This is a genomic window from Sulfurivermis sp. (assembly GCF_059410345.1).
Window position 1 is genome coordinate 60,854 of sequence record NZ_JBLJDO010000003.1, and the last position, 13,726, is coordinate 74,579.

Consider the following 13,726-nt stretch of genomic DNA (forward strand, 5'->3'; position numbering starts at 1 on the left):
GGCAAAAAGGGTCAAGAAGTATACTGCCCTCGGGGGGGAGGTTCAATGCGAAGAAGCCATGCGGGGCGGGAGGTTAGCGGGGCTTCACTCGCCGGCGGGAAAGGAGGGTGCGCCCTTACCTTTCCACCCCGGCGGCGGTGAGGTCGCCATGCACATCGGCAAAGGGCCGGATCCAGGGCGCGACCCGCTTCAGCGGGGCCGGCAGGGCAGCCACGGCGCGCTCGGCGGCGGGACGATCGGCAAAATCGCCCCAGAACAACACAAACCAGGGCTTGCCGTCGCGGCGGGTAGTGAGCAGCGCGATGTTGCCGCTGACATCGTAGCCACGCAGGTGGGCGCGCACTGCCTCTTCGGTGCTGGCGCCGACCAACTGCACGGTGTAGTGACGCGGGTCCTGGGCCCACAGCCAGGCGGCATCGCGGAAACCGGCCACGGCCGGCTGCGGCGCCGGGGCGGCAGGTGGTGCGGCCACCGGGGCGGGCACCGCCGCGGCCTTGACCGGAGCGCTCACCTTGAACTGGAACGGCAACGACACCTGGCCGTCGCTGCCGGCCACCGCCACCGACCAGGTCTCCGGGGTGGTGCCGACACTGACGGTGATGGCGATGCGCTCGCTGTCCAGCACCTGGACCTGACCGGCGGCCAGGGTCTTGCGCTGGCCGCGCCAACTCACGGTGACCTGGCTGTCGGGTGTGAAGTGCTTGCCGTGCAGGGTCAGGGTCTGCGTCTGACGGCTGCCCGGAACCGGGTCCGGCTCGACCCGCTCGACCACCGGCGCCGGCAGGACAGGGGCGGCCTCCGCCACCGGGGCGGACGCGGGTTCGGCCGGGACCGGTTCGGGCTGTGCCGCCGCAGCAGGCTGCGCGGCCTCGGCTTCGGCGGGTGGCGCCGGCAGGGGCGGCAGCGCAACCGTCGCCGCCGGGGCCGCGGGTTCAGGCTGGGGTTCGGGCTCGGGCTGCGGCAACGGCGGCAGGCTCACCACCGGTTCCGACACCGCGACCGATTCGGCGGGCGGCGGGACCTCGCGCACGAGGGGTGGCGGCAGGGGCGCCGGCGGCTCGGCCGCCGCGGGGGCCAGACAGGTGATCTGCACCGTTTCGCCGCCGCGCACCACCAGGGAGGAGGTGGCCGCCGCCCCCTGCTCCGCATAGCGCACGATGGGCCGTTCCGGCATCGCTACCACCGGCTGGGGCGCCGGTGCGACGTTCGCGGTGGGCAAGCTGCCGCCGGAGAATTGCAGCCAAGTACCGACCGCCGCGGCCAGCGCCAGTGCCGCGACGACATAGGACCAGGGGATGCTGCTGCCGCTGCGTTTGCTCATCAGTACCTCGTGGGCCTGTAGGTTGATGCCGCCGGGCCAACCCAACGACTGCTTGTGGATGCGCTTGAGGTCGCGCGGCAGAAACACCGGGCCGCCGGCGAAACCCGCGGTGGCCAGACGGTGCTGCAGATAGGCGATGGTCTGCGCCTCGTCCAGCGGCTTGAGATCGAGACGGTGCGGTTTGGGACCCGAGGCAAAACGCGCGCTGTCGAAACGCGGCAGGATCGCGCTGTCGGCAAACAAAATGGTGCGCACCAGCTTACCGTGTTCACCGGGCAGCTCGGCCAGGCGCACCACGATCTCCAGGGCGTCGTCGGACAGCTTGTCGGCATCATCCACCACCAGCACCGGCGTCATGGTCTGCTGCAGATGGTTGAGGTGTTCCTGCAATGCACCGAGCAGGGCGTCGCCAGCCACGCCATCGGTGTGCAGGCCGAAGCAACGGGCCGCGGCGAGGAACAACTGGCCGGGATCAGGGGTTTCGCTGGCGCTGACACGACACACCTTCCAGTCATCGTCGGCGCGTGCCAGGTACTGCTCCAGCAGGGTGCTCTTGCCGCTGCCGGCCGGGCCGCTCACCAGCAACAGCTCCTCGCTGTACTGGGTGAGGTGTTGCAGCATGTTGAGGGTTTGCGCGCGCTCGGGGTCGGCGTAGAAGAAGCGGGCGCCGTTGGCGAAGGGGGACTCGCGCAGTTTGTACCGGGAAAGATAGGGTGGGGCGGCCAGCGGGTCCTTGCTACGGCGTAGGGCCCGAATCATGTGGGTCGCTCCTGGTCCGCCCGATCATCCCTGTAGGCGTCACCCTGCATGAACATCACGCGATATCCCCGTTTAAGCTGCGCATCGCGCCCGCTGATGACAGCGGACTCGGCCGCCTCCCGGGTCGCGAAATGGTCGCGCACCACGCGCCCGGAAGATCCCTGGAAACCCCATTCGCGCACCACGCTCCAGCCACCAAGCAGGTCTTCCTGCAGAAACAGGTGGTAGTAGCGCGGCGGGCTGTCATCGGTGACGGGTGTCTGCATGTAGATACGCATGTGCCGATGACGCGGGTTCCCTGTGTGTTGTTATGTCTGGCCCCGGAGGGCCGCCTGCGGTTGGCCCAAAGTATGCCGCCAAGACGCTGATTTCTCAAGGAGGAAACGTAAACAAACGCACAAGATGTGGTGCCACGGAGAGGCGATGAACACCAAAAGGTGTGTTGGTGGGCGCTCGCTTCACAAATTGGAGGGAGAGCGCCCCCGCCCCCCGGCTCAGGTCAGCTCGCTGGGGGTGAACAGCTTGCTGTGCTCGGCGATGGCGTAGCGGTCGGTCATGCCGGCGATGTAGTCGGCCACGGCGCGGGCACGGCCGGCGGGGCCATGCTGCTGCTCCAGCACGGCGACGTTGTGCTGGTGCGGCACCGGCAGCAGGCGCGGATCGTCGAAGATGGCGCCGAACAGGTCGCGCACGATGCGCTGCGACTTCACCGTCATGCGGTGCACGCGGTAGTGCTGGTACAGATTGACGCGCAGAAAGCGCTTGAGGGTCTGGTGCTGCTGCTGCATCGCCTCGCTGAAGCGCAGCAGCGGTTCGCCGAGGGCGCGCACCGCGTCGATGTCGGCAGGGGCGGCGTCATCAATGAGACGGGCGCTGGTATCGAGCAGGTCCACCACCTGGCGGTTGATCATGCGGCGGATGATCTCATGGATCAGGCGGCGGCCGTCCAGGTCGGGATAGCGCTCACGCACGGCGGCGTGCTGCGCGGCGAACAGTTCCACCTCGCACAGCTGTTCCACTGTCAGCAGGCCCGCACGCAGGCCGTCGTCCACATCGTGGTTGTTGTAGGCGATGGCGTCGGCGATGTTGGCGATCTGCGCCTCCAGGCTGGGCTGGCCCTTGTCCAGAAATCGCCGGCCCAGCTCGCCGAGCTGGCGCGCATTTTCCAGCGAACAGTGCTTGAGGATGCCCTCGCGCGTCTCGAAGGTGAGGTTGAGGCCGCGGAACTCGGCGTAGCGGTCCTCCAGTTCATCCACCACGCGCAGCGATTGCAGGTTGTGCTCGAAGCCGCCGTAGTCGCGCATGCACTCGTTGAGGGCGTCCTGGCCGGCATGACCGAAGGGGGTATGGCCCAGATCGTGGGCCAGGCTGATGGCCTCGGTGAGGTCTTCGTTCAAATGCAGGGCGCGGGCGATGGCGCGGCCGATCTGCGCCACCTCGATGGAATGAGTGAGGCGGGTGCGGAACATGTCGCCTTCGTGATTGACGAACACCTGGGTCTTGTATTCCAGGCGGCGGAAGGCAGACGAATGCACGATGCGATCACGATCGCGCTGGAACTCACTGCGGTACTGCGGGGCGGATTCGGGAAGACGGCGGCCGCGGGAGCGGGTGCACACTGCTGCGTAGGGGGCCAGACCGTCCATGTCTTACGCTCCGCTGCGGTGCAGGGCGATGCCGGCGCTAATCTGTTCCGGCGTGGCGCTGTCGCTGATCACCGCCTGGCCGATGCCGCGCAGCAAAATGAGCCGCAGCTTGCCCGCCAGCACCTTCTTGTCCACCGCCATCAGTTCCAGGAAGCGGGCGGCATCCAGTTCCGCCGGCGCCTGCACCGGCAGGCCGGCGGCCTTCAGCAGATTGCGCGCCCGCGCCACTTCGTCAGCCGCCATCCAGCCCAGGTGCTGCGACAGCTCCGCCGCCATCACCATGCCCGCGGCAATGGCCTCGCCGTGCAGCCACTCGCCGTAGCCCATGCCGGTCTCGATGGCGTGGCCATAGGTGTGACCCAGGTTGAGCAGGGCGCGCACGCCACCCTCGGTTTCGTCGGCGGCAACGATGGCCGCCTTGTCGCGGCAGGAGCGTTCGATGGCGTAGCTCAGTGCCTCAGCCTCACGCGCCAGCAGCGCGCCCATATTCTGCTCCAGCCAGGTGAAGAATTCCGGGTCGTTGATCAGGCCGTACTTGATCACCTCGGCGATGCCGGCGCGTAGCTGGCGGTCGTCCAGGGTATTGAGGGTGTCGGTGTCGGCCAGCACGCAGCGCGGCTGGTGGAAGGCGCCGATCATATTCTTGCCCAGCGGATGGTTCACGCCGGTCTTGCCGCCCACCGAGGAGTCCACCTGCGACAGCAGGGTGGTGGGGATCTGGATGAAAGACACGCCGCGCTGGTAGCAGGCGGCGGCGAAGCCGGTCATATCGCCCACCACGCCGCCGCCCAGGGCGACGAGGGTGCACTTGCGGTCGAAGCGATTGGATAGCAGGCCGTCGAAGATGGAATTGACCGTCTCCAGGGTCTTGTACTGTTCGCCATCGGGCAGGATCACCGCCTCGGTGCGCACGCCCTTGAAGGCTTCCCGGGTACGTTCCAGGTACAGCGGAGCCACCGTCTCGTTGCTGACGATCATCACCTGGGTGCCGGTGAGGTGGGGGATGACCAGGTCGGCCCGGCCGAGCAGGCCGGGGCCGATATGGATGGGGTAGCTGCGTGCCCCCAGGTCAACGTGTAACGTCTTCATGCGCGGGAATCATCAAGGAAAACAGGCGGCTACTATACCGGATGCGGGCACCTGCCCTCCAGCGCGCACTACATACGCTTGACCATATATACGGACAGGCGTATGTTTTGGCCCATGTCACTGAGCACCGAGTCCCTGTTCCGCGCCCTCGCCGACCCTACCCGCCTGCGCTGCCTGCTGCTGCTGCACGCCGAGGGCGAGCTGTGTGTGTGTGAGCTGACCCATGCCCTGGGCGAGATCCAGCCGAAGATTTCCCGCCACCTGGCCCAGCTGCGCGAGGCCGGCATCGTCAGCGACCGCCGCCAGGGCCTGTGGGTGTACTACCGCCTGCACACCGAGCTGCCCACCTGGGCGCAGGAGGTGCTGCGCATCACTGCGGAAGGTGTCGCCGACCAGGCACCCTATGCCGCCGATCGGCAGGCCCTGGCGGATATGCCCAACCGGCCCGGCGCCGTCTGCTGCGCCTGACACCGCTTCCTTCAACAACACAATCCACGGATCCAACCATGAGCAAGAAACTCAACCTGCTGTTCCTCTGCACCGGCAACTCCTGCCGCTCGCAAATCGCCGAAGGCTGGGGCAAACACTTCGGCGCCGGCCGCATCGAGGTGCAGTCCGCCGGCATCGAGGCCCACGGCAAGAACCCGCGCGCCATCAAGGTGATGGCCGAGGCCGGCATCGACATCTCCGGCCAGGAGTCCACCAAGGTGACCCAGGCGATGATCGACGCCGCCGACGTGGTGGTCACCGTCTGCGGCCACGCCGACGAACACTGCCCGGCCCTGCCCGCCTCCATCCGCAAGATCCACTGGCCGCTCAACGACCCGGCCAAGGCCACCGGCACGGAAGAGGAGATCATGGCCGTGTTCCGCGCCGCCCGCGACGATATCCGCGACCGCGTGCGCGCACTGGTGGATGAGTTGACTAGGGCGTGAATAAATATTTCAGCCCTTGCCGCAGAGATGCAGAGTGATGTGTGTTCGACATTTGTCTTTACTCTGCGCCTCCGCGTCTCTGCGGCAGGCTGCTTTATTAAGCAGGAGATGAACCAATTGTTCCGTGCCCTGTTGCTGTTGAGTCTGTCGCTGCCGGCCTTTGCTGGCGATTTTGCCTTGCAGACAGTGCAATTGAATGAACGGGTCTGGGCGCTGGTCGGCCCCATCGGGCCGCGCACCTATGACAACTACGGCCTCAACAACAATGTCGGCTTCGTGGTCACCGATGCCGGCGTGGTGCTGATCGACTCCGGCGCGTCCAACAGCGGTGCGCAGCTCATCGAACAAACCATCGCCAGGATAACCAGGCAGCCGGTACGCTGGGTGATCAACGTCGGCATTCAGGATCATCGCTGGCTGGGCAATGGTTGGTTCGCCCGGCGCGGCGCCGAGGTGATCGCCCTAGAACGCACTGTGCAGGGCCAGCGTACCTTTGCCGCCCAACAGATGGCGGCCCTGCAGGAGACGTTGCGGGATCGCTTTACAGGCACCGAACCCTACCACGCCCCGGCGCCGCTGGCCGGCGACCATGAGACCTTCACCCTCGGCGGCGTGACGTTTGAATTGCATTGGTTCGGCGACGGCCACTTCGCTGGCGATGCCGCGCTGTGGCTGCCGCAGGACAAGATCGTCTTCACCGGCGACCTGGTCTACGTCGACCGCATGCTCGGCGTGCTGCCCGGCACCCGCACCGCCGCCTGGCGCGATGCCTTCCGCGCGCTGGAACAGCTCGGCGCCGAGAAGGTGGTGCCCGGTCACGGTGGCGTATGCGACATGGCCAAGGCACGGCGTGACACCGGCGATTACCTGGACTTCCTCACCGACGAAATCGGCGCGGCGGTGGCGGCGTGGGAGCCACTGGATGAAGTGGTGCAACGGCTGGGCAAGGCGCCGCAGTTCCAGCACCTGGAACACTACGACGGCTGGCACCGCACCAACATCAGCCGTACCTATGTCGAATTCGAACAACGATAACTTTTGGTTTGAGGAGACCACATGTCCGCACAGTGCGAAACCACCGCCAAGAAGGCCGCCGGCAGTCCGATGGGTTTTTTCGAGCGCTATCTGACGCTGTGGGTGTTCCTGTGCATCATCGCCGGCATCTCACTGGGCCATTTCTTCGCTGCGCCGTTTCATTTCATCGGCGCTCTGGAGGTGGCCCAGGTCAACCTGCCGGTGGCAGTGCTGATCTGGCTGATGATCATCCCGATGCTGCTTAAGATCGACTTCACTGCCCTGTCGCACGTGAAGGAGCACTGGCGCGGCATCGGCGTCACGCTGTTCATCAATTGGGCGGTGAAGCCCTTCTCCATGGCGCTGCTGGCCTGGTTCTTCATCCGCGGCGTGTTCGCCGACGCGCTGCCCGCCGATCAGCATGACAGCTACATCGCCGGCCTGATCATCCTCGCCGCCGCGCCTTGCACGGCGATGGTGTTCGTGTGGAGTCACCTCACCAAGGGCGAGCCGCATTTCACCCTGACCCAGGTGGCGCTCAACGACACCATCATGGTGTTCGCCTTCGCCCCCATCGTCGGCCTGCTGCTGGGCCTCGCCTCCATCACCGTGCCGTGGAGCACGCTGCTGCTGTCGGTGCTGCTGTACATCGTCATTCCGGTGCTGTTCGCCCAGTGGTGGCGCCGGCGCGTGCTGCAGCACGGTGGCCAGCAGGCCCTGGATGCGCTGCTCAAGCGCATGCACCCCATCTCTCTTGTCGCCCTGCTCGCTACCCTGGTGCTGCTGTTCGGCTTCCAGGGCGAGCAAATTCTGGCGCAGCCGCTCGTCATCGCCATGCTGGCGGTGCCGATCCTGATCCAGGTGTATTTCAACTCGGGACTCGCCTATCTGCTCAACCGCCAGTTTAAGGTGGCGCACTGCGTGGCCGGCCCGTCGGCGCTGATCGGCGCCAGCAATTTCTTCGAGCTGGCGGTTGCCGCTGCCATCGCCCTGTTCGGCTTCCATTCCGGCGCCGCGCTCGCCACCGTGGTCGGCGTGCTCATCGAGGTGCCGGTGATGCTGTCGGTGGTGAAGATCGTCAATGCCAGCAAGGATTGGTACGAACGGCCACAGCGGGCGGAATGAAACAGCTGGCAACATCATCTACCTAGTGTGAATCTCACACCCCCTATAACGGAGAACCTTACATGCATATTCTGCCCAAACTCCTGCTGGCGCTCAGCCTGCTCATCAGCGCCCATGCGGTCCACGCGCGCGACTTCCTGGTTGATGCCGCCTGGCTGGAGCAACACATCAACGACCCCAAGACCGTGGTGCTTGAAGTGCGCTATCACCCGCACCGCTACTACACCGTGGGACACATCGAGGGTGCTGTGCAGGTACAGCGCTTCAAGGATCTGGGCGACAACCACGGTTCACCCATCATGCGCTTCCCCTCCAAGGCCACCTTCCAGGCCACCCTGCGCAGCTGGGGCGTGAACAACGACTCACTCATCGTCATCTACGACGATTCGCGCACCGCCCTGGCCTCGCGCCTGTACTACCTGCTCGCCCTGTACGGCTACGACATGCAACGCGTGAAGGTACTAGACGGCGGCACCGGCGAGTGGAGCGCGTTCAACGAACTGTCCACCGAACCGGTCAAGCGCAAGCCCGGCAATGTCACCCTCAAGGAGGCCGACAAGAGGCTGTACGTGGAATGGAGCAACGTGTATGACGACGTAGTATCGCGCCGCGATGCCAAAGTGGTGCTGCTCGATGCGCGCCCGCACGACATGTATACCGGTGAGGTGATCCGCCACTCCATCCAGGGCGGCCACATCCCCGGCGCCATCAATATCGTCAGTCTGGACGGCACCGACGCCCAGAGCCAGAAGTGGCACGACGCGGAGCGCCTGGCGGCCATGTACCAATCCATCCCCAAGGACAGTACCGTGTACGTCTACTGCCACGACGGCTTCCGCATGGGCCTGGCCTGGATGCAGCTGAAGAGCCTGGGCTACAAGGACGTGCGTCTGTACAACGGCGGCTGGTCGCACTGGGGCAACGAGCTGACCTTGCCGACGGTGATGGGTGAAGAACCCTACGACGCGGAATACGCGCTGTAAATATTGACCATTCTGATGCTGACCGTAGACGGAATGCCCCATGTTTGATGCCTTGGCCAATCTCGTCGTCTACCGGTGGATGGGCCTCGACCCCGCCAGCCATCTGGGCGCCGCCGTGCACTTCTTCGTCATGGACACGGTGAAGATCTTCGTCATGCTGGCGATCATCATCTACGTGATGGGCCTGCTGCGCGCGCTGCTGTCGCCGGAGAAGGTGCGCGATTACGTGCGCGGCAAGCCGAAGTGGATGGCGCGCAGCTCCGCCGTCACTTTGGGTGCCATCACACCGTTCTGTTCCTGCTCCTCGGTACCGCTGTTCATCGGCTTCGTCGAGGCCGGCATCCCCCTTGGCGTCACCTTCTCCTTCCTCATCGCCTCGCCGATGATCAACGAGGTGGCCGTGGTACTCCTCATCGGCATCCTCGGCTGGGAACTGACCCTGATGTATGTGGCGGCCGGCCTCACCGTGGCCTACGCCGGCGGCATGATCATGGAACGTTTCAAGCCGGAGCGCTGGGTGGAGGATTACGTGTGGAAGATCCACATGGGCCAGGTGGCGCTGCCGGAGCCCGACACCTCACTGGCCGGGCGGCACCGCTACGCCTGGAACGAGGTGAAGGAGATCGTCGGCCGGTTGTGGAAGTGGGTGGTGGCCGGTATCGCCGTCGGTGCGCTGTTCCACGGCTACGTGCCCGAGGGCTGGGTCACCGAACACCTAGGCGGCAAGGACAACTGGTGGGCCGTACCCGGCGCCGTATTGCTCGGCGTGCCCCTCTATTCCAATGCCACCGGCGTGATCCCGGTGGCCGAGGCCATGCTGGGCAAGGGCGTTGCCATCGGCACCACCCTGGCCTTCATGATGAGCATCGCCGCCCTGTCGTTGCCGGAACTGATCATCCTGCGCAAGGTGATCAAGTGGCCGGGCCTGGCGGCCTTCTCTGGCGTCCTGGCCATCGCCTTCATGCTGGTCGGCTGGGGCTTCAATCTGTTTACCTGAGGGACATGCCATGACCGAACAACCGCCACTGCATTCCTCCATCGTCGCCATGGTATCGCTGGCCGCCGGTATCGCCGCCAACCACCCGGCCATGGGCCAGTGCCAGCTGCAACGCCTGCGTGACATGAAGGTGCCCGAACACCAGCTCAATGCCGTGATCGAGATTGCGCGCCACATCCGCGATGAGGCGGCGCAGAAACTGGATGCCGCCTTCGACGAAAATGCCTCCCAGGTGCGACCCACCTTCAGTATCGCGGCGGCACCGGCGCAAAGCTGCGGCTGCTCCACCACCAAGAACGGCCAGTCCTGCTGCTAACCAGGAGATACACATGAAAAACATCAAGGTACTCGGTACCGGCTGCCGCAACTGCCAGACCACCTACGAACTGATCCGCAGGACGGCGGAAGAAAAAAGTATCGCGATCCAGCTTGAGAAGATCGAGGATATCGGCCAGATTATGGGTTATGGCGTGATGTCCACTCCTGGCGTCGTCATCGACGGCAAGGTGATACATGCCGGCGGCGTGCCAGACCGCAAACAGGTGGAATCCTGGCTGACCAACTCATCGAGCTAACCAAGCCATCATGGCTGCCCTGCCCCACGATCTCACCCCGATCACCGGCGCCGCCAGTACCGTGCGCGTCGCCTCGCGTCTGAACCGTTTCTGCCTGTGCCCGCAACAGGAATTGAAGGTCGATACGGATTTTCCGCGCGTGGCGGCGGCACCGCTGTATATTGCGCAGGGTGCCTACGAGGCCATGCGTGACACCATTGCCGCCATCCAGCGCATCGCCGCCCTGCCGGACTGGCAGGCACAGGCCCTGGCGGAGGCACCGGCCATCGCCGCCTTCAACCCCGGCCATCCCGGTGTGCTGTACGGCTACGACTTCCACCTCGGCGCCGATCGGCCGCAACTCATCGAGATCAACAGCAACGCCGGCGGCGCGCTCATCAGCACCGCTCTACTGGCGGCACAGAATTCCTGCTGCCGCGAATTGCACGGCGTCATTCCGGCCCAGGAAGCGGCAGCGGCGGAACAGGCGATCCTCGACAGCTTTCTGCGCGAATGGCGTCAGGTGCATGGCGAGCAGCCGTTGCGCCGCATCGCCATCGTCGATGAAAATCCGCAACAGCAATATCTGTTCCCGGAGTTCCTGCGCTTCGTCGAGCTGTTCGGCCGTGCCGGCATCGAGGCGGTGATCTGCGGCCCGCGTGACCTGGCGGCCGGAGCGAGCGGCCTCGCCGTGAACGGCGCCCCCATCGATCTGATCTACAACCGCCTGACCGATTTCTATCTGGAGGCGCCGCACCTTTCCGCCCTGCGCACGGCGTATCTCGCCGGCCGGGTACTGCTGACACCGCACCCGCGCAGTCACGCGCTCTACGCCGACAAGCGCCATCTGGCGCGCTTGTCCGATGCGGCATTATTGGCAGCCCTGGGCGCGCCGGCACAGGACATTGCGCAGATCACCGCCCACGTGCCGCCGACCCGGCGCGTCACGCCAGCACTGGCCGAGGAACTGTGGCGCAACCGCCGCCGCCTGTTCTTCAAACCGGTGGCGGCCTACGGCAGCCATGGCGCCTACGAGGGCGCCAAGCTGACGCGCACGGTGTTCGAGAAACTGCTGCACGAGGATTATGTGGCGCAGGAGATGGTGGCGCCGTCCTTGCGCCACGCAGTGGTGGACAACGAGGTGGTGGAGCTGAAAGCCGACGTGCGCTGCTACGTCTACGACGGCACCATCCAGCTCATCGCCGCCCGCCTCTATCGCGGCCAGACCACCAACTTCCGCACCCCCGGGGGCGGCTTCGCCACGGTGTGCGTGACTGCTGGATAAATCTGTTAGGAAAGCTCTGAATAAGTTCAGAGCTTCCGCGGCACAGGGATGTGCCGCCATTTTCCAACGATGATATGTCGTTGGAAAATGAAGCAAATCGAAAATCACACTTTTCGATGCGCGTGGGCTGAGAAATTTAGGATGGACTTATTCAGACCTTCCTTAGCTGGTCGCCTCGATCACCTTGAGGTGATTGTCCAACGCGAAACGCATGATGAATGCATGCAGCGGCGCATCGATCTCCAGCAACGCGTCCGCCAGCCACAGACAGGTCACACCATCCACATGCAACACCCGCACATGGGGGTTGTAACGTCCCTCGCCGCGGCTGCCGCAGTAATTGCAGTTCACCGTCGCCGCGGCCGCCATGCGCTGCGCCCAGTCGCTGGGACGAAACACCTGTCCCGCACCGGTAACCCCTTTGATGATGGCGCCGCGCCTCGCTATCGCGCACGTACCGTGTCGTGCATCCTGGCGCTGGCCAGCGGCGTGTACCACATTGCATGCATGCGCCTGTCCCTCAATCAAACATGTTTCTGCGCTACTCATAATCGCGTGCAGGCTCCCATTACGTAGATGTCGCCGCCCGATGCGGCGAACACATCCACTGCATGAATCAGGCCACACAGCATTGCTTCATTAACATGCAGCCTTGTGACCCTATCCGCCTGTTGCCGTTACCGGCAGGTAATGTTTCGGCTACAGGCGAGGTCACAACGCGGTAACACACCACATCGGTATTATCCGCACATCCCACAATCAAGTTGTTGATTCTATTCACTCGTCTCTCCTGGCCCGCAAATTGCCATGGTTCTGGGACATGCAACGGCTGCGGAATGCGTCGACTACGCCACCCGCTAACCACCACCTGCATGCAACGCTCCGGGCACCTTAGCCTGCACAAATTTTTTGGGGGGATTAAGATGAACAGAACCATCACGTCACTGGCCGTCGCCGCCGCACTGCTTCCCTTTGCTGCCAGTGCCGACGTCGGCATCTACGGCAAGGTACATCTGTCGGTGGACAGCCTGAACGATGGCGATACCAGCAGCAGCTACCTGTCCAGTAATTCCTCGCGCTTCGGTGTGCGTGGTTCCACTGACTTCGGCAACGGGCTCACCGGCATGTTCCAGCTGGAAGGTGGCGTTACCATGGAAGATACCACCGCATGGGGCACCACCCGCGACAGCTTCCTCGGCCTGCAGGGTGATTTCGGCACCTTCCTCGCCGGTCGCCTGCCTGCGGCCAACCAGTACGTATACGACGCCAACCTGTTCGCCGATCAGATCGGTGACGCCGGCAATTTCACCGGCGCCGCCTGGCCCGGTCGCGCCAACAATGCGCTGCACTACGTCTCCCCGGCCCTCGGTAACGCCACCATCGCGCTGACCCATGTGCTGGAGCAGGGCACCAAGGACGGCAGTGCCAACGGCGTGCGCGTCACCTTCAACATCGACAAACTGGCCCTGGGCGCGACCTGGCTGGGATTTGGCAAAGCAGTATTTGGCGGCGGAGAAGCTGCGTCCGTCATCGCCGTGAGCGCCGGTTACGACTTCGGTATCGCCGACATCAAGGCCATGGTGGTACAGAACAAGAACGAGGACGGCGTGGATGGCGCGGACCGCAACATCTTCACCGTCGGCGCGGCCATGAAGGCCGGCAGCGGTACGGCGAAAATTCAGTATTCCAGTGCCGATGAGGGCCTGAGCGGCGCAGATGACAAGGCCACCATGCTGGCGGTGGGCTACGACTATCCGCTGTTCAAGAACGCCACGGTCTACGCCGCCTATGCCAAGGTGGACAACAGTGCCGGCGCCAGCGCTCATCCGTTCAATTGGGGGCATGGCGCCAATCCCGGCGCCGCGGCGCCAGGCAAGGATCCGTCGGGCTTCTCCCTCGGCTTCGTCTACGACTTCTAAACGTCTCCTTGGAACGCCGGTCCGGCGCCATTGCCGGGCCGGAATTTTTTGCTTTGCACCCCACCCCTCCGTGGGCCCTTACCGGTACGAACGCAAGTT

At 64.7% G+C, this 13,726-nt stretch carries 15 protein-coding genes; 10 read left to right on the top strand and 5 right to left on the bottom strand.

What is annotated here, in order from left to right:
- Positions 1–115 precede the first annotated feature (115 nt).
- The 4 genes from ACMV8A_RS03655 to aroB form a co-directional block, all read right to left on the bottom strand.
- On the bottom strand, positions 116–2,080 hold the full coding sequence (locus tag ACMV8A_RS03655) for an AAA family ATPase (protein WP_495324385.1): 1,965 nt from the start codon (positions 2,078–2,080) through the stop codon (positions 116–118).
- Positions 2,077–2,358 carry a WGR domain-containing protein gene (locus ACMV8A_RS03660; protein WP_495324386.1) on the bottom strand — a complete coding sequence of 94 codons (282 nt, stop codon included), beginning with the start codon at positions 2,356–2,358 and terminating at the stop codon, positions 2,077–2,079. The genes ACMV8A_RS03655 and ACMV8A_RS03660 overlap by 4 nt, the downstream gene beginning before the upstream one ends.
- 216 nt (positions 2,359–2,574) lie before the next feature.
- On the bottom strand, positions 2,575–3,726 hold the full coding sequence (locus ACMV8A_RS03665) for a deoxyguanosinetriphosphate triphosphohydrolase (protein ID WP_495324387.1): 1,152 nt from the start codon (positions 3,724–3,726) through the stop codon (positions 2,575–2,577).
- 3 nt (positions 3,727–3,729) lie between these two features.
- Positions 3,730–4,815, bottom strand: a complete 1,086-nt coding sequence (gene aroB, locus ACMV8A_RS03670) for a 3-dehydroquinate synthase (protein WP_495324388.1) — start codon at positions 4,813–4,815, stop codon at positions 3,730–3,732.
- Positions 4,816–4,929: 114 nt separating this feature from the next.
- Between aroB and ACMV8A_RS03675 the strand changes: the two genes are divergently transcribed.
- From ACMV8A_RS03675 to ACMV8A_RS03715, 9 genes are all read left to right on the top strand, one after another.
- Positions 4,930–5,283 (top strand): metalloregulator ArsR/SmtB family transcription factor, encoded by a 354-nt coding sequence (locus ACMV8A_RS03675; protein ID WP_495324389.1) that lies wholly within the window; start codon positions 4,930–4,932, stop codon positions 5,281–5,283.
- Between the two features lie 38 nt (positions 5,284–5,321).
- Positions 5,322–5,750 (top strand): arsenate reductase (thioredoxin), encoded by a 429-nt coding sequence (gene arsC / locus ACMV8A_RS03680; RefSeq protein ID WP_495324390.1) that lies wholly within the window; start codon positions 5,322–5,324, stop codon positions 5,748–5,750.
- Positions 5,751–5,858: 108 nt separating this feature from the next.
- The gene (locus tag ACMV8A_RS03685; protein WP_495324391.1) at positions 5,859–6,785 is read left to right on the top strand and encodes an MBL fold metallo-hydrolase; all 927 of its coding nucleotides are present in this window, start codon (positions 5,859–5,861) and stop codon (positions 6,783–6,785) included.
- A 69-nt stretch (positions 6,786–6,854) separates the two neighbouring features.
- Positions 6,855–7,889 (top strand): ACR3 family arsenite efflux transporter, encoded by a 1,035-nt coding sequence (arsB, locus tag ACMV8A_RS03690; protein WP_495324546.1) that lies wholly within the window; start codon positions 6,855–6,857, stop codon positions 7,887–7,889.
- 62 nt (positions 7,890–7,951) lie between these two features.
- Positions 7,952–8,872 (top strand): sulfurtransferase, encoded by a 921-nt coding sequence (locus tag ACMV8A_RS03695; protein WP_495324392.1) that lies wholly within the window; start codon positions 7,952–7,954, stop codon positions 8,870–8,872.
- Between the two features lie 40 nt (positions 8,873–8,912).
- Complete coding sequence (locus ACMV8A_RS03700) at positions 8,913–9,869, top strand: permease (RefSeq protein WP_495324393.1); 957 nt, start codon at positions 8,913–8,915, stop codon at positions 9,867–9,869.
- 10 nt (positions 9,870–9,879) lie between these two features.
- Positions 9,880–10,185, top strand: a complete 306-nt coding sequence (locus tag ACMV8A_RS03705; RefSeq protein ID WP_495324394.1) for a hypothetical protein — start codon at positions 9,880–9,882, stop codon at positions 10,183–10,185.
- A gap of 13 nt (positions 10,186–10,198) precedes the next feature.
- The gene (locus tag ACMV8A_RS03710) at positions 10,199–10,444 is read left to right on the top strand and encodes a thioredoxin family protein (RefSeq protein ID WP_495324395.1); all 246 of its coding nucleotides are present in this window, start codon (positions 10,199–10,201) and stop codon (positions 10,442–10,444) included.
- A gap of 10 nt (positions 10,445–10,454) precedes the next feature.
- Positions 10,455–11,708, top strand: coding sequence for a hypothetical protein (locus tag ACMV8A_RS03715; RefSeq protein ID WP_495324396.1), 1,254 nt, complete (start codon positions 10,455–10,457; stop codon positions 11,706–11,708).
- A 162-nt stretch (positions 11,709–11,870) separates the two neighbouring features.
- Here the strand turns inward: ACMV8A_RS03715 and ACMV8A_RS03720 are convergent, their stop codons facing one another.
- The gene (locus ACMV8A_RS03720; RefSeq protein WP_495324397.1) at positions 11,871–12,257 is read right to left on the bottom strand and encodes a DUF3579 domain-containing protein; all 387 of its coding nucleotides are present in this window, start codon (positions 12,255–12,257) and stop codon (positions 11,871–11,873) included.
- A gap of 374 nt (positions 12,258–12,631) precedes the next feature.
- Here ACMV8A_RS03720 and ACMV8A_RS03725 point away from each other — a divergent pair, with 374 nt between their 5' ends.
- Complete coding sequence (locus tag ACMV8A_RS03725; RefSeq protein WP_495324398.1) at positions 12,632–13,627, top strand: porin; 996 nt, start codon at positions 12,632–12,634, stop codon at positions 13,625–13,627.
- The last annotated feature ends 99 nt before the right edge of the window (positions 13,628–13,726 follow it).

Excerpts from the sequence above, each read along its gene's own strand:
- ACMV8A_RS03655 (WP_495324385.1), bottom strand. The coding sequence starts at position 2,080 with ATGATTCGGGCCCTACGCCGTAGCAAGGACCCGCTGGCCGCCCCACCC.
- ACMV8A_RS03660 (WP_495324386.1), bottom strand. The coding sequence starts at position 2,358 with ATGCGTATCTACATGCAGACACCCGTCACCGATGACAGCCCGCCGCGC.
- ACMV8A_RS03665 (WP_495324387.1), bottom strand. The coding sequence starts at position 3,726 with ATGGACGGTCTGGCCCCCTACGCAGCAGTGTGCACCCGCTCCCGCGGC.
- aroB (WP_495324388.1), bottom strand. The coding sequence starts at position 4,815 with ATGAAGACGTTACACGTTGACCTGGGGGCACGCAGCTACCCCATCCAT.
- ACMV8A_RS03675 (WP_495324389.1), top strand. The coding sequence starts at position 4,930 with ATGTCACTGAGCACCGAGTCCCTGTTCCGCGCCCTCGCCGACCCTACC.
- arsC (WP_495324390.1), top strand. The coding sequence starts at position 5,322 with ATGAGCAAGAAACTCAACCTGCTGTTCCTCTGCACCGGCAACTCCTGC.
- ACMV8A_RS03685 (WP_495324391.1), top strand. The coding sequence starts at position 5,859 with ATGAACCAATTGTTCCGTGCCCTGTTGCTGTTGAGTCTGTCGCTGCCG.
- arsB (WP_495324546.1), top strand. The coding sequence starts at position 6,855 with ATGGGTTTTTTCGAGCGCTATCTGACGCTGTGGGTGTTCCTGTGCATC.
- ACMV8A_RS03695 (WP_495324392.1), top strand. The coding sequence starts at position 7,952 with ATGCATATTCTGCCCAAACTCCTGCTGGCGCTCAGCCTGCTCATCAGC.
- ACMV8A_RS03700 (WP_495324393.1), top strand. The coding sequence starts at position 8,913 with ATGTTTGATGCCTTGGCCAATCTCGTCGTCTACCGGTGGATGGGCCTC.
- ACMV8A_RS03705 (WP_495324394.1), top strand. The coding sequence starts at position 9,880 with ATGACCGAACAACCGCCACTGCATTCCTCCATCGTCGCCATGGTATCG.
- ACMV8A_RS03710 (WP_495324395.1), top strand. The coding sequence starts at position 10,199 with ATGAAAAACATCAAGGTACTCGGTACCGGCTGCCGCAACTGCCAGACC.
- ACMV8A_RS03715 (WP_495324396.1), top strand. The coding sequence starts at position 10,455 with ATGGCTGCCCTGCCCCACGATCTCACCCCGATCACCGGCGCCGCCAGT.
- ACMV8A_RS03720 (WP_495324397.1), bottom strand. The coding sequence starts at position 12,257 with ATGAGTAGCGCAGAAACATGTTTGATTGAGGGACAGGCGCATGCATGC.
- ACMV8A_RS03725 (WP_495324398.1), top strand. The coding sequence starts at position 12,632 with ATGAACAGAACCATCACGTCACTGGCCGTCGCCGCCGCACTGCTTCCC.